Here is a 12245-nt window from a genome sequence, read left to right on the forward strand (position 1 = left end):
TTCAACCTCCTACCCTTTCAACAAATAAAGGGCGCTAATTAGTATAACAAGTACCATCATAGAAAACGTGTCACGCATGCCCCATCTTAATTGTCTGTAACGCGTGCGTCCCTCGCCGCCACGATAGCCACGGACCTCCATCGCAATCGCTAGCTCCTCAGCACGTTTAAATGCGCTGACAAATAGCGGAACGAGAAGTGGAATCACCGCGCGAATTCGCTGTTTAATTGACCCTGTACTTATATCAGATCCCCGAGCTAGTTGTGCTTTTAATATCTTGTCCGTTTCATCCATCAATGTTGGGATAAATCGTAATGAAATCGACATCATCAAGGCCAGTTCATGAACTGGCAATTTAAATCGCTTAAATGGATTTAATAAATCTTCCATACCATCCGTTATCGAAATAGGCGATGTCGTCAGCGTCAAAATTGATGTCATTAAAACGAGAACAAGAAAACGTATGGAAATGAATATCCCTTGACGCAGGCCTTCTTCATATATTTTAATTATTTTCCAATCGACAAGAAGCGTCCCTTCTTTCGTAAAGAAAATGTGCATTAAAAATGTGAAAATGATTAAGATAAGGATTGGTTTTAATCCGTTTAGTAAAAAATAAAGGCGAATGCGTGATATAAAAATAACGAATAAAGTAAAAGCCAACAATAATCCGTAAGTCGCAACATTATTCGCTAGAAAAACAGCAACGACAAAAAAGAGCACGAATAACAATTTAGACCGTGGATCTAATTTATGAACAAATGAATCGCCAGGTATATACCGACCAAAAATCATTTTTTCTAACATGAATCGGCACCTTCTTCTAACGCTGTCGTTGCAATGAACGCGGCAAGTTGTTCTTCGGTAAGTGCGATGCCTGTAAGCTTTCGGCCTATCCTCTGCTCGAAGTCTCGTTGAAATTGTACAGAACGCGGCAAGCCAAGTCTGTAGGAAGCTAACTTCTCTTCATCCGCAAAAACTTCCTCCGGTGTACCAGTCATAACAGACGTCCCATTGCTCATGACGATTATATTATCCGCATATCTTGCTGCATCTTCCATACTATGTGTGACAAGTATTGTCGTTAAATCTTCTTTTTTATGGAGCTGATTAAACAATTCCATGATTTCCTTTCGGCCACGTGGATCTAGCCCTGCAGTCGGTTCATCTAGAATGAGGACGGAAGGTTTAAAAGCGAGAACTCCTGCAATCGCGACGCGTCGCATCTGTCCTCCTGATAAATCAAAAGGTGATTTTTCTGCGACATCTTCTGGGAGTCCAAGAAGTGTAATGAGTTCATAGGCACGTCGTTTTGATTCTTCTTCGGAAACACCAAAGTTCATCGGGCCGAACATGATATCTTTTACAACTGTTTCTTCAAACAATTGGTGTTCTGGAAATTGAAAGACGATGCCGACATGACGTCTTACATCTTTTAAACCTTTCGTCTTCGTACCAGCAGTTATCGTTGTGTCACCTATCTTCACAACGCCCTCTGAAGGCTTTAACAGGCCGTTTAAATGCATAAGCAATGTAGACTTCCCTGAACCCGTATGACCGACAATGGCAGTGTAGGCGCCTGAATGGATGGTCGCATCTACATCATGCAAAGCTCTCTTTTCAAATGGCGTATCTTTACTATATAAATATCCTACTTTTTGAAGTGAGATGTCCATAATTCATTCACCAACTCTTCTTCTGTCATATGTTCACCTACGAGTTTCAATCCATTTTCACGTAGGAGTTCTGAAACCCTTAAAGCGAATGGCAAGTCAAGACCTATTGATTCTAGTTGATCGCCATGTTTAAATATGTCCTTAGGCGTTCCCGTTTGTAGGATTTTGCCTTTATTCATCACGAAAATACGGTCGGCAAGAAGGGCTTCTTCTAAGTCATGTGTAATTGAAATGACTGTAAGACCCGTTTCTTGTTTCAACTCCTGCACAATTCTAATGACTTCATCGCGACCTTGTGGATCAAGCATCGATGTTGCTTCATCCAAGATCAATAAATTAGGACGTAGTGCAAGTGCCCCTGCAATGGCAACGCGTTGTTTCTGACCGCCAGACAGATGGTGTGGCTCTTGGTCGAGGAAATCACTCATCTTAACTTGTTCTAACGATTCGTGGACGCGTTTCACCATGTCCTCGAATGGAATTCCGTTATTTTCAAGTGCAAATGCAACATCGTCTTGTACAGTAGAACCGACAAATTGATTGTCTGGATTTTGGAAGACAATCCCCAATCTTGAACGAATATCCCAAATGTTTTCACTCGTCAACTTCTCACGAAAAACATTGACGACACCGTCTTCTGGGAACAGAAGTCCTATGATTAGTTTAGCCAGTGTTGATTTACCCGATCCATTATGCCCGACAATCGCAATCCATTCGCCGTCGTTTACAGAAAGAGATACACCATCAACAGCTTTTACTATTGCTTCTTCGTCAGTTGGATACGAATACGATACTTGTTCCATTGATAAGATTTCCTTCATTGCCATCACCTCCAGCATTTACTTCTATGTATAGAGATAAAAATCCCTTGCAGATTGCCAAGGAATTCATCATTTTTAAATAAAAAAAAGCGCGCACCTCATCCGAAGAAATGCGCTCATATCTATAACGAATACTGGAGTGCTCAAGTCCAGTATCGCGGACGAGGTGCGTAGAGCTAGACCAGGCAGTAAGTAACCCGCTGATCGTAACACTCAGCTTTAAATTGTCGTATAAATCTTTTAAAAAAAGGGTGTGACTGACACACCCAGTTAAAGTTGTAAATTAGACGAGTTCAATTACCACTACTGGTGCACCGTCACCGCGACGGGGACCCATTTTCATGATACGTGTATATCCGCCTTGACGTTCTGCATAACGTGGAGCTACATCATCAAACAATTTTTGGATTGCAAAGACTTCAACATCTTCGCCTTCACCGTTTGTAATTGTAACTTGCTCACGACGCATGTATTGTGCAGCTTGACGACGTGCATGTAAGTCTCCACGTTTACCAAGTGTAATCATTTTTTCAACGACTGAACGCAATTCTTTTGCGCGTGCTTCTGTCGTTTGAATGCTTTCATGTACGATAAGATCAGTTGTAAGGTCGCGAAGCAACGCTTTACGTTGTGAACTTGTACGTCCAAGTTTTCTGTATGCCATAAGAGTTTCCCTCCTTCAACCTATAAATTCAATTAATCTTCTGTTCTTAGATCAAGATTCAGGTCCTCTAGCTTCGCTTTCACTTCTTCAAGTGATTTACGGCCTAGATTACGTACCTTCATCATTTCTTCTTCTGTTTTATTTGAAAGCTCAAGGACAGTATTAATGCCCGCGCGTTTTAGGCAGTTATAAGATCTAACAGATAGGTCGAGTTCTTCAATCGTCATTTCTAAAACCTTCTCAATCTGGTCTTCTTCTTTTTCCACCATAATTTCCGCAGTTTGTGCTTCATCTGTCATATTGACAAATATATTCAAATGCTCAGTAAGAATTTTTGCTCCGAGTGCTACTGCCTCTTTCGGTCCAATGCTACCATTTGTCGAAACATCCAAAGTTAATTTATCGAAGTTAGACAATTGGCCAACTCGAGTGTTTTCAACTTGGAAATTAACGCGTGATACAGGTGTATAGATCGAGTCAATTGGAATTACACCAATAGCAAGATCCTCGCGTTTATTCGTTTCTGCTAAATCATAGCCGCGACCACGAACAGCATACATACGCATGCGTAAGTGTCCATTTTTACCAAGCGTTGCAATCGGTAAATCAGGATTCAGAATTTCTACATCACTGTCATGCGTAATATCCGCAGCAGTAACAACTCCTTCACCTTTTACATCAATCTCGATTACCTTCTCTTCATCAGAGTAGATTTTAAGCGCAATTTTTTTCACATTCAAAATAATCGTAGCGACATCTTCAACGACACCTTCTACAGTTGAGAATTCATGAAGAACCCCATCAATTTGAATAGATGTTACTGCTGCTCCTGGTAATGAGGAAAGAAGTATTCGACGCAAGGAATTCCCTAGAGTATTCCCGTATCCACGCTCAAGTGGTTCAATGATAAACTTCCCGAATTTGGAATCATCGCTGATCTTTACAGTTTCAATCTTTGGTTTCTCAATTTCGATCATTCGTTTACCCTCCTTCAAAACGTCGTATAAAATGGCGTTCCATATTGAAATCGATATTCACAGACGGCAAATTGCAGTCTTATAATTCATTTTTACCAAAAAATGTGTTTCTCAATCAAATGGAGATAAAGCCATTATACACGGCGGCGTTTTGGTGGACGGCATCCGTTATGTGGAACCGGTGTTACGTCTCTAATTGCGGTTACTTCAAGTCCAGCAGCTTGTAGTGAACGAATTGCAGCTTCACGACCAGCACCAGGGCCTTTAACAGTAACTTCAAGAGTTTTTAAACCATGCTCCATAGATGTTTTAGCAGCAGTTTCTGCAGCCATCTGTGCAGCAAATGGTGTTGATTTACGGGATCCTCTGAATCCTAGTGCACCAGCACTTGACCATGAAAGAGCATTACCTTGCATGTCCGTAATAGTGACAATCGTATTATTAAACGTCGAACGGATATGTGCAATACCGGATTCGATATTCTTTTTCGTGCGACGACGTGTTGTTTGTTTTTTACCTTTAGCCATGTTAAGAAGAAACCTCCTTTACGTATAATTTATCTTCTAATTGCGCGTTTAGCGCCTTTACGAGTACGGGCGTTGTTTTTAGTGTTTTGTCCGCGAACTGGTAGTCCACGACGGTGACGCATTCCACGGAAACTTCCAATTTCCATCAAACGTTTGATGTTTAGGGAAGATTCGCGTCGTAGGTCACCTTCTACTTTCAAACTGTCAATTTCTGTACGGATTTTATCAAGTTCTGCATCAGTAAGATCGCGAACGCGAGTCTCTTCAGAAACACCAGCAGCTGCCAATACTTGTTGTGCAGTTGTTTTTCCAATTCCGAATACATAAGTTAACGAAATAACAATGCGCTTATCGCGCGGAACATCTACTCCAGCAATACGTGCCATATAGATTGTGCACCTCCTTCAATTTAGCCTTGTCTTTGTTTATGTTTTGGATTTTCACAGATAACCATTACTCGCCCACGTCTGCGAATAACTTTACATTTTTCACAGATCGGTTTTACAGATGCTCTAACTTTCATCTTACCCAACCTCCTTCATATTCCGGAGTACAAAAGTTTATTTGAAACGGTACGTGATACGACCGCGCGTCAAATCATAAGGAGAAAGTTCCATAGTTACTTTGTCGCCAGGCAGGATACGGATAAAGTGCATACGGATTTTGCCAGAAACATGCGCAAGAATCGTATGGCCATTTTCTAGCTCTACCTTAAACATCGCGTTTGGCAACGTTTCGACTACAGTACCTTCTACTTCGATTACATCGTCTTTCGTCATCAATCCTGTCTCCCTTCTATATCAATAAAGGTTCTCACCATCAATCGGCATCAGTCGCCTTTAAAGCTTTTTTCAACATATGTCTGGAACGCAAGAGTGATGTTTGAAAGACGTCTGTCACATTTCGCTTCCCGATTAAACAAATCTCCACTTATGTTGTGGTCGAATCGCTTTTAGGAATGGACACGACCGTCCAGATTGCCTTGGATGAGTTCCTAAGCTACGTTATTTCAGTTCTAGGCATAAATGTAATCTTATCAAATAATGATCAAAAAATACATTTTGTTAGCCTATTACCTTTACGCCTCAGAGAACTCTAAAGTTCTTTGTCCCGGGCATCATATGCTTTTGCAGCTCTTTGTGTGAAATACCCTTTCCGACTAGCAATTGCATGAGCCCGGAAAGGTTTACTGTCCGTTCCCTTGAAGGATTGCGTCCAGTTCTTTGAAAACGTCATCGATGTCCTGATGTCCATCGATATTGGATAGCACATTTTTAGCATTATAAAACGCTAATAGTGGTGCTGTTTGTGTCATATTTACTTCCAGACGATTCTTTACAGTTTCTGGATTGTCATCCTCGCGCTGATAAAGTTCGCCACCATCTTTATCACAAACACCTTCAACCTTTGGCGGATTGAATTGTAGATGATAAGACGTTCCGCATACTTTACAGATACGACGGCCCGTTAATCTCTTAACGAGTTCATCCGGATCCACTTCAATATTTAGAACGTACTCGATTTTTCGGCCCATGTCCGATAAAAGTGCATCTAACGCTTCCGCTTGAGGAACTGTTCGCGGGAATCCATCGAGAAGGAATCCTTTAGCGCAATCAGGTTTACTCAATCGTTCACGTACGATGCCAATCGTTACTTCATCAGGAACTAAAGCGCCTTGATCCATATACGATTTTGCTTTTATACCGAGTTCTGTACCTTCAGAAATAGCGGCACGGAACATATCGCCTGTAGAAATATGAGGGGTATCGTACTTTTCAACAATATTGTCTGCCTGTGTACCTTTACCGGCACCCGGCAAGCCCATTACTATGATATTCATACGGTTTGTCCTCCACATTTTACCTCATTGGGGAAGAATATAGTTCTATTCTTCCTTTGAGAAGTTTATTTCATGAAGCCTTTATAATGGCGTTTCACAAGTTGTGATTCAAGTTGTTTCATCGTTTCAAGTGCAACACCGACAACGATAAGTAAACTTGTTCCGCCAATCTGCAAGGACTGCGGAAGATTTGCTAAATTAATGAAAATGATAGGCATTACTGCAACTACCGCAAGGAAGATTGCTCCAACAAACGTTAGTCTATACAAAGTACTTGTTAAATAGCGCTCTGTATCATTACCTGGACGAATGCCTGGAATATATGCCCCTTGCTTCTTCAAATTATCTGCGACATTCTCAGGATTAACCTGGATGAATGCGTAGAAATAAGTGAATGCAATAATGAGACCTACATAGATAACCATCCCTATCGGGTTTGTGTAATCGAATATATTAATGATTGTTGTCGTTACTTTGCTTTCCCCGAAAAACGATGCAATTGACTGTGGTGTGATGAAAAACGCCACTGCAAAGATTACTGGAATAACACCTGCTGCGTTAAGTTTCAACGGCATATGCGTTTGCTGACCTGATGAGGTTTGCCCACGTCCTGTAGCACGCTTTGCATATTGAACTGGAATTTTACGTAATGCTTCTTGTACGTAAATGACTCCAACAGTTACCGCAACAATAACGAGAAGCAATAACACCATAATCGCTAACTTTATAAATAAAGCGTCACCGGCATCTTGAATTTGTGTTGCATACAATTGGTTAGCTGCAGTTGGGATCCCAGCGACGATTCCAGCAAAGATAATGATGGAAATACCATTTCCAACGCCTCTTTCTGTAATCTTTTCACCGAGCCATAATAGAAATGCAGTTCCAGCTGTTAGAACGATTGCAATCACTACATAGGTTGCAATACCTTCGTCTTTTATGAGCGTTCCACCATACATTCTGTTAAAACCGAATGACATTGCGATTGCTTGAACAAAGGCTAGCACAATTGTGAAGTATCTTGTGAACTGTGCAAGTTTACGTCTTCCAACGTCTCCTTCTTTCGCCCACTCTGTAAACTTAGGTACGACATCCATCTGCAATAATTGCATGATGATGGAAGCTGTGATGTATGGCATGATTCCCATTGCTAAAATGGAGAAGTTCGCCAACGCACCACCGCCGAAAATATTAAGAAACCCAATTAAACTGTGATCTGATTGCTGTAAAGCGGTCGCATCGACATTCGGTACAGGAATAAATGCACCAAGTCTAAATGCGATTAAAACCAGTAATGTAAAAAAGATTTTATTTCTTATATTTCGAACGCGCATAAAGTTAGAGATTGTCTCAAACATTAAACCACCTCGGTTTGTCCGCCTGCATTTTCGATAGCTTCCTTAGCAGCAGCAGAGAATTTGTGGGCCTTAACTGTAATCTTTTTCTCAAGTGTTCCATTGCCTAGAATCTTGATTCCTGATTTAGTTTTGCTAACAATACCCGTCTCAATTAACAATTCGGGTGTTACTACTGTGCCTTCATCAAATAGGTTAAGTTTATCGAGATTTACTACTGTATAGTCTTTACGGTTGATGTTTGTAAAACCGCGCTTAGGAAGTCTTTGGAATAATGGTGTTTGTCCACCTTCAAATCCTAGACGAGTACCACCACCGGAACGAGCGTTTTGACCTTTATGCCCTTTACCAGAAGTTTTTCCAAAGCCAGATCCGATGCCGCGTCCAATACGTTTCCGTGATTTACGAGCACCTACAGCTGGTTTCATTTCATGTAAGTTCATTTCATTGGCACCTCCTTAATAAGAAAAACGGGATTATAATTCTTTAACTGTAACCAGGTGGGATACTACGTTGACCATGCCACGAATTGCAACATTGTCCTCGTGTTCAACCGTCTGATTGATTTTGCTTAGCCCTAAAGCTTCTACTGTTTTACGCTGTGCCGGTTTAGAACCGATCACGCTCTTTTTAAGGGTGATTTCGAGTTTGTTCGCCATTGTCTTTCCCCCCTTAACCTAACAGTTCTTCTACAGTTTTTCCGCGCAATTTCGCTACATCTTCTGCACGTTTCAAATTCTCTAGTCCTGAAATTGTTGCACGAACCATGTTAATTGGTGTGCTTGAACCGAGTGATTTTGAAAGAATATCTGTAATACCAGCTAGTTCGAGTACAGCACGGACAGGTCCGCCTGCGATAACTCCTGTACCAGGTGCAGCAGGTTTAATTAGAACTTGACCTGCACCAAAGCGTCCAAGAATTTCGTGAGGAGTTGTACCTCTAACCATTGGTACGAAAATTAGGTTTTTCTTAGCATCTTCAATTGCTTTACGGATAGCCTCTGGAACTTCCTGTGCTTTCCCAGTTCCAAAACCGACTCGACCGTTTTTGTCGCCGACTACAACGAGAGCAGTAAAACGGAAACGACGTCCACCTTTTACAACTTTCGCTACACGGTTAATCGTAACTACGCGTTCTTCAAATTCACTTTTATTCTGATCATTACGACGCATTAAATATGTCCCTCCTTTTAATTAAAATTCCAGACCATTTTCACGTGCTGAGTCAGCAAGAGCTTTCACACGGCCGTGAAATAGGTAACCGCCACGGTCGAATACAACCGACTTGACGTTTTTCTCTCCGGCTTTGTTCGCGATTATCTCGCCAACTTTGGCAGCAGCTTCAGTATCTGCTTTAGCTTCAAGACCAAAGTCTTTATCCATTGTCGATGCGCTTGCAATCGTTACTCCGCTAACATCATCAATCAACTGAGCATAAATATGCTTATTTGAACGATATACGTTTAAACGAGGACGTGCAGCAGTACCGCTAATTTTCCGACGTACGCGTGAATGACGCTTTTTACGGACAGCGTTTCTATCATTTTTCGTAATCATCGTGGTCACTCCTTCCAAATACCTATGCGGTATTATTTACCTGTTTTACCTTCTTTACTACGTACCTTTTCGCCTTGGTAACGAATTCCTTTACCTTTATAAGGCTCAGGTGGACGTACTTGACGAATTTTAGATGCAAGAGCACCAACGCGCTCTTTATCAATACCAGTAATTTTAATTTTCGTGTTTTCAGGAACCTCGATCTGAACCCCATCTTCCGGTGTAAATTCAACCGGGTGAGAATAACCGACGTTGAGAACAAGTTTTTGTCCTTGAAGTGTTGCACGGTAACCTACCCCGACAAGCTCAAGTGAACGTTCGAATCCTTTTGAAACACCTGTCACCATATTATCAAGAAGTGAACGTGTCGTACCATGGATAGAACGGTGTTGTTTTGATTCTGATGGGCGAATTAACGTAATTACGTTATCTTCTTGTTCAATCTTAATTTCTGGGTTAAATTTGTTTGTAAGTTCGCCTTTTGGTCCTTTAACTGTAACAACGTTACCTTCGGAAAGTGTAACTGTTACTTGTTCAGGTACTTCAATTGGCTTTTTTCCTATACGGGACATTCAAATGCACCTCCATTCAATTGTTGCGTATTACCAGACGTAAGCTACGACTTCTCCGCCTACTTGTTTAGCGCGTGCTTCTTTATCAGTAAGGACGCCATGTGATGTAGAAACGAGGGCGATACCTAAACCATTCAATACTTTAGGAACTTCATTTGATTTTGCATAAACACGAAGTCCAGGTTTTGAAATACGTTTTAGACCAGTAATTACACGCTCGTCGTTTTGACCATATTTAAGGAAGATTCGGATGATGCCTTGTTTGTTGTCTTTAACAAATTCAACATCACGGACGAAACCTTCACGTTTTAGGATTTCAGCAATTTCTCTTTTCATGTTTGAAGCAGGTACCTCAAGCTTCTCGTGACGAACCATGTTCGCGTTACGGATGCGAGTAAGCATATCTGCGACCGGATCACTCATTGTCATTCCATTGACCTCCTTCCCATATTAGGGGATTACCAGCTTGCTTTTTTAACGCCAGGAATTTGTCCTTTGTACGCTAGTTCGCGGAAACAAATACGGCAAAGCATGAATTTACGATATACAGAGTGCGGACGTCCACAACGTTCACAACGTGTGTACTCTTGCACTTTAAATTTAGGTGTACGTTTTTGTTTTGCAATCATTGATTTTTTAGCCATGATTTCGCCTCCCTCTTATTTACTTCTGGAATGGCATGCCGAACTGCTTAAGCAACTCGTGTGCTTCTTCATCCGAATTAGCAGTAGTTACGATGTTAATGTCCATACCACGAATTTTAGATACTTTATCATATTCGATTTCAGGGAAGATCAATTGCTCTTTAACGCCAAGCGTATAGTTTCCACGACCGTCGAATGCTCTTTTTGAAACACCGCGGAAGTCACGAACACGTGGCAATGAAACAGAAATCAATTTGTCTAGGAACTCATACATGCGCTCACCGCGTAATGTTACTTTTGTTCCAATAGGCATTCCTTCACGAAGACGGAATCCCGCGATTGATTTCTTTGCTTTAGTGACAACTGGTTTTTGACCAGAGATAATCGTTAAATCTTCTACTGCCGCATCTAGTGCTTTTGTATTTTGAACAGCATCGCCAACACCCATGTTGATTACGATTTTGTCCACTTTAGGAACTTGCATCACTGATGTATATTCAAACTTGCTCATTAGAGCAGGCGTAACTTCGTTTACAAACTTCTCTTTAAAACGGCTCATCTATTGGACCTCCTTTCAACCGCTACTTAGTTATCCAGTACTGCACCGGATTTTTTAGCAACACGAACTTTTTTGCCATCTTCAATCTTGTACCCTACACGAGTTGGCTCGTTAGTTTTAGGGTCGATTAGCATGACGTTTGAAACATGAATCGCTGCCTCTATGCTCATAATTCCACCTTGAGGGTTTTCCTGATTTGGTTTCGTGTGTTTCTTAACGATGTTTGCACCTTCAACAATCACACGGTCCTTCTTAGGAAAAGCTGCTAGGATCACGCCGGTCTTACCTTTGTCTTTCCCGGATATGACCATAACTTTATCGCCTTTTTTTACATGCATTCTGTCGCACCTCCTGTTTTGCACTGTCATGTTAATTAAAGTACTTCTGGAGCTAGAGAAATAATTCTCATGAAATTGCTGTCGCGTAGTTCGCGAGCAACAGGTCCAAAAATACGTGTTCCACGTGGGCTCTTATCGTCCCGGATGATTACGCATGCGTTCTCATCGAATGTTATATATGATCCGTCGTTACGACGAACACCAGTTTTTGTACGCACGATAACAGCCTTGACGACTTCACCCTTCTTGACAACGCCACCTGGTGTTGCTTTTTTCACTGTACAGACAACAATATCACCAATATTGGCTACTTTACGACCTGTACCACCAAGTACTTTAATTGTAAGAACTTCACGAGCGCCTGAGTTATCGGCGACTTTCATACGACTTTCCTGTTGAATCATTGAGGCTACCTCCCCTCGGATTAAAGTATCCGATATCTATTAAATAACGATTGCTTTTTTGACGATTTCAGTTAGGCGGAAACGTTTTGATTTCGAAAGCGGACGCGTTTCCGTGATGCGAACGATATCTCCCATTTTCGCTTCGTTCAACTCATCATGAACTTTGTGCTTTTTTGAATATTTCATACGCTTACCGTATAAAGTGTGTTTCTTTTGTGTTTCGACCAACACAGTAATCGTTTTATCCATTTTGTCAGAAACGACGCGCCCTGTATATACTTTGCGCTCATTACGCTCAGTCATAGTTGGAA

The 12245-nt window shown here is 41.3% G+C and carries 22 protein-coding genes; all 22 read right to left on the reverse strand.

Features of this window, described 5'->3' with window-relative positions; translation table 11 throughout:
- Positions 1-9: 9 nt before the first annotated feature.
- The 22 genes from J4G36_RS14130 to rpsQ all read right to left on the reverse strand — a co-directional run bounded on the left by J4G36_RS14130 (position 10) and on the right by rpsQ (position 12237).
- A complete protein-coding gene (locus J4G36_RS14130; protein ID WP_210471032.1) occupies positions 10-807 on the reverse strand; it encodes an energy-coupling factor transporter transmembrane component T family protein in 798 nt (265 codons plus the stop codon).
- Entirely contained in the window at positions 801-1676 is an 876-nt protein-coding gene (locus J4G36_RS14135) for an energy-coupling factor ABC transporter ATP-binding protein (RefSeq protein ID WP_210471033.1), read from the reverse strand. The genes J4G36_RS14130 and J4G36_RS14135 overlap by 7 nt, the downstream gene beginning before the upstream one ends.
- Positions 1652-2497, reverse strand: coding sequence for an energy-coupling factor ABC transporter ATP-binding protein (locus tag J4G36_RS14140; RefSeq protein WP_210471034.1), 846 nt, complete (start codon positions 2495-2497; stop codon positions 1652-1654). Before J4G36_RS14140 ends, J4G36_RS14135 begins: the two co-directional genes overlap by 25 nt.
- 283 nt (positions 2498-2780) lie before the next feature.
- The gene (gene rplQ / locus J4G36_RS14145) at positions 2781-3161 is read right to left on the reverse strand and encodes a 50S ribosomal protein L17 (RefSeq protein WP_210471035.1); all 381 of its coding nucleotides are present in this window, start codon (positions 3159-3161) and stop codon (positions 2781-2783) included.
- A gap of 32 nt (positions 3162-3193) precedes the next feature.
- Positions 3194-4138, reverse strand: a complete 945-nt coding sequence (locus J4G36_RS14150) for a DNA-directed RNA polymerase subunit alpha (protein ID WP_210471036.1) — start codon at positions 4136-4138, stop codon at positions 3194-3196.
- Positions 4139-4272: 134 nt separating this feature from the next.
- Positions 4273-4665 carry a 30S ribosomal protein S11 gene (rpsK, locus tag J4G36_RS14155; protein ID WP_172370550.1) on the reverse strand — a complete coding sequence of 131 codons (393 nt, stop codon included), beginning with the start codon at positions 4663-4665 and terminating at the stop codon, positions 4273-4275.
- A 29-nt stretch (positions 4666-4694) separates the two neighbouring features.
- Positions 4695-5051: a 30S ribosomal protein S13 gene (rpsM, locus tag J4G36_RS14160; RefSeq protein WP_210471037.1), complete on the reverse strand. Its 357-nt coding sequence runs from the start codon at positions 5049-5051 to the stop codon at positions 4695-4697.
- Positions 5052-5074: 23 nt separating this feature from the next.
- A complete protein-coding gene (gene rpmJ / locus J4G36_RS14165) occupies positions 5075-5188 on the reverse strand; it encodes a 50S ribosomal protein L36 (RefSeq protein WP_075526647.1) in 114 nt (37 codons plus the stop codon).
- A 37-nt stretch (positions 5189-5225) separates the two neighbouring features.
- Positions 5226-5444: a translation initiation factor IF-1 gene (gene infA / locus J4G36_RS14170; protein WP_172370548.1), complete on the reverse strand. Its 219-nt coding sequence runs from the start codon at positions 5442-5444 to the stop codon at positions 5226-5228.
- 407 nt (positions 5445-5851) lie between these two features.
- Complete coding sequence (locus J4G36_RS14175; RefSeq protein ID WP_210471038.1) at positions 5852-6505, reverse strand: adenylate kinase; 654 nt, start codon at positions 6503-6505, stop codon at positions 5852-5854.
- A gap of 65 nt (positions 6506-6570) precedes the next feature.
- A complete protein-coding gene (gene secY / locus J4G36_RS14180; RefSeq protein WP_210471039.1) occupies positions 6571-7863 on the reverse strand; it encodes a preprotein translocase subunit SecY in 1293 nt (430 codons plus the stop codon).
- Complete coding sequence (gene rplO, locus J4G36_RS14185) at positions 7863-8303, reverse strand: 50S ribosomal protein L15 (RefSeq protein WP_210471040.1); 441 nt, start codon at positions 8301-8303, stop codon at positions 7863-7865. Before rplO ends, secY begins: the two co-directional genes overlap by 1 nt.
- A 33-nt stretch (positions 8304-8336) precedes the next feature.
- Positions 8337-8519 carry a 50S ribosomal protein L30 gene (gene rpmD / locus J4G36_RS14190; RefSeq protein WP_210471041.1) on the reverse strand — a complete coding sequence of 61 codons (183 nt, stop codon included), beginning with the start codon at positions 8517-8519 and terminating at the stop codon, positions 8337-8339.
- 13 nt (positions 8520-8532) lie between these two features.
- Entirely contained in the window at positions 8533-9033 is a 501-nt protein-coding gene (rpsE, locus tag J4G36_RS14195; protein WP_210471042.1) for a 30S ribosomal protein S5, read from the reverse strand.
- A gap of 21 nt (positions 9034-9054) precedes the next feature.
- Positions 9055-9417 (reverse strand): 50S ribosomal protein L18, encoded by a 363-nt coding sequence (gene rplR, locus J4G36_RS14200; protein ID WP_210471043.1) that lies wholly within the window; start codon positions 9415-9417, stop codon positions 9055-9057.
- Positions 9418-9449: 32 nt separating this feature from the next.
- Positions 9450-9989 (reverse strand): 50S ribosomal protein L6, encoded by a 540-nt coding sequence (rplF, locus tag J4G36_RS14205; protein WP_210471044.1) that lies wholly within the window; start codon positions 9987-9989, stop codon positions 9450-9452.
- A gap of 30 nt (positions 9990-10019) precedes the next feature.
- Complete coding sequence (rpsH, locus tag J4G36_RS14210; protein WP_210471045.1) at positions 10020-10418, reverse strand: 30S ribosomal protein S8; 399 nt, start codon at positions 10416-10418, stop codon at positions 10020-10022.
- Positions 10419-10447: 29 nt separating this feature from the next.
- The gene (gene rpsN, locus J4G36_RS14215; protein WP_210471046.1) at positions 10448-10633 is read right to left on the reverse strand and encodes a 30S ribosomal protein S14; all 186 of its coding nucleotides are present in this window, start codon (positions 10631-10633) and stop codon (positions 10448-10450) included.
- Between the two features lie 19 nt (positions 10634-10652).
- On the reverse strand, positions 10653-11192 hold the full coding sequence (gene rplE / locus J4G36_RS14220) for a 50S ribosomal protein L5 (RefSeq protein ID WP_210471047.1): 540 nt from the start codon (positions 11190-11192) through the stop codon (positions 10653-10655).
- 26 nt (positions 11193-11218) lie between these two features.
- Entirely contained in the window at positions 11219-11530 is a 312-nt protein-coding gene (gene rplX / locus J4G36_RS14225) for a 50S ribosomal protein L24 (RefSeq protein ID WP_172370537.1), read from the reverse strand.
- 35 nt (positions 11531-11565) lie between these two features.
- Positions 11566-11934, reverse strand: coding sequence for a 50S ribosomal protein L14 (gene rplN, locus J4G36_RS14230; RefSeq protein ID WP_210471048.1), 369 nt, complete (start codon positions 11932-11934; stop codon positions 11566-11568).
- Between the two features lie 39 nt (positions 11935-11973).
- A complete protein-coding gene (gene rpsQ / locus J4G36_RS14235) occupies positions 11974-12237 on the reverse strand; it encodes a 30S ribosomal protein S17 (protein ID WP_210471049.1) in 264 nt (87 codons plus the stop codon).
- Positions 12238-12245: the final 8 nt, after the last annotated feature.

It is taken from the genome of Sporosarcina sp. 6E9 (genome assembly GCF_017921835.1).
Classification (GTDB): domain Bacteria; phylum Bacillota; class Bacilli; order Bacillales_A; family Planococcaceae; genus Sporosarcina.

Excerpts from the sequence above, each read along its gene's own strand:
- rplQ (WP_210471035.1), bottom strand. The coding sequence starts at position 3,161 with ATGGCATACAGAAAACTTGGACGTACAAGTTCACAACGTAAAGCGTTG.
- infA (WP_172370548.1), bottom strand. The coding sequence starts at position 5,444 with ATGACGAAAGACGATGTAATCGAAGTAGAAGGTACTGTAGTCGAAACG.
- rplN (WP_210471048.1), bottom strand. The coding sequence starts at position 11,934 with ATGATTCAACAGGAAAGTCGTATGAAAGTCGCCGATAACTCAGGCGCT.
- J4G36_RS14150 (WP_210471036.1), bottom strand. The coding sequence starts at position 4,138 with ATGATCGAAATTGAGAAACCAAAGATTGAAACTGTAAAGATCAGCGAT.
- J4G36_RS14175 (WP_210471038.1), bottom strand. The coding sequence starts at position 6,505 with ATGAATATCATAGTAATGGGCTTGCCGGGTGCCGGTAAAGGTACACAG.
- rpsK (WP_172370550.1), bottom strand. The coding sequence starts at position 4,665 with ATGGCTAAAGGTAAAAAACAAACAACACGTCGTCGCACGAAAAAGAAT.
- secY (WP_210471039.1), bottom strand. The coding sequence starts at position 7,863 with ATGTTTGAGACAATCTCTAACTTTATGCGCGTTCGAAATATAAGAAAT.
- rpmD (WP_210471041.1), bottom strand. The coding sequence starts at position 8,519 with ATGGCGAACAAACTCGAAATCACCCTTAAAAAGAGCGTGATCGGTTCT.
- rpsN (WP_210471046.1), bottom strand. The coding sequence starts at position 10,633 with ATGGCTAAAAAATCAATGATTGCAAAACAAAAACGTACACCTAAATTT.
- rpsH (WP_210471045.1), bottom strand. The coding sequence starts at position 10,418 with ATGACAATGAGTGATCCGGTCGCAGATATGCTTACTCGCATCCGTAAC.
- rplX (WP_172370537.1), bottom strand. The coding sequence starts at position 11,530 with ATGCATGTAAAAAAAGGCGATAAAGTTATGGTCATATCCGGGAAAGAC.
- rpsE (WP_210471042.1), bottom strand. The coding sequence starts at position 9,033 with ATGCGTCGTAATGATCAGAATAAAAGTGAATTTGAAGAACGCGTAGTT.
- J4G36_RS14140 (WP_210471034.1), bottom strand. The coding sequence starts at position 2,497 with ATGAAGGAAATCTTATCAATGGAACAAGTATCGTATTCGTATCCAACT.
- rplE (WP_210471047.1), bottom strand. The coding sequence starts at position 11,192 with ATGAGCCGTTTTAAAGAGAAGTTTGTAAACGAAGTTACGCCTGCTCTA.
- rpsQ (WP_210471049.1), bottom strand. The coding sequence starts at position 12,237 with ATGACTGAGCGTAATGAGCGCAAAGTATATACAGGGCGCGTCGTTTCT.
- rplF (WP_210471044.1), bottom strand. The coding sequence starts at position 9,989 with ATGTCCCGTATAGGAAAAAAGCCAATTGAAGTACCTGAACAAGTAACA.
- rplO (WP_210471040.1), bottom strand. The coding sequence starts at position 8,303 with ATGAACTTACATGAAATGAAACCAGCTGTAGGTGCTCGTAAATCACGG.
- rpmJ (WP_075526647.1), bottom strand. The coding sequence starts at position 5,188 with ATGAAAGTTAGAGCATCTGTAAAACCGATCTGTGAAAAATGTAAAGTT.
- rpsM (WP_210471037.1), bottom strand. The coding sequence starts at position 5,051 with ATGGCACGTATTGCTGGAGTAGATGTTCCGCGCGATAAGCGCATTGTT.
- J4G36_RS14130 (WP_210471032.1), bottom strand. The coding sequence starts at position 807 with ATGTTAGAAAAAATGATTTTTGGTCGGTATATACCTGGCGATTCATTT.
- J4G36_RS14135 (WP_210471033.1), bottom strand. The coding sequence starts at position 1,676 with ATGGACATCTCACTTCAAAAAGTAGGATATTTATATAGTAAAGATACG.
- rplR (WP_210471043.1), bottom strand. The coding sequence starts at position 9,417 with ATGATTACGAAAAATGATAGAAACGCTGTCCGTAAAAAGCGTCATTCA.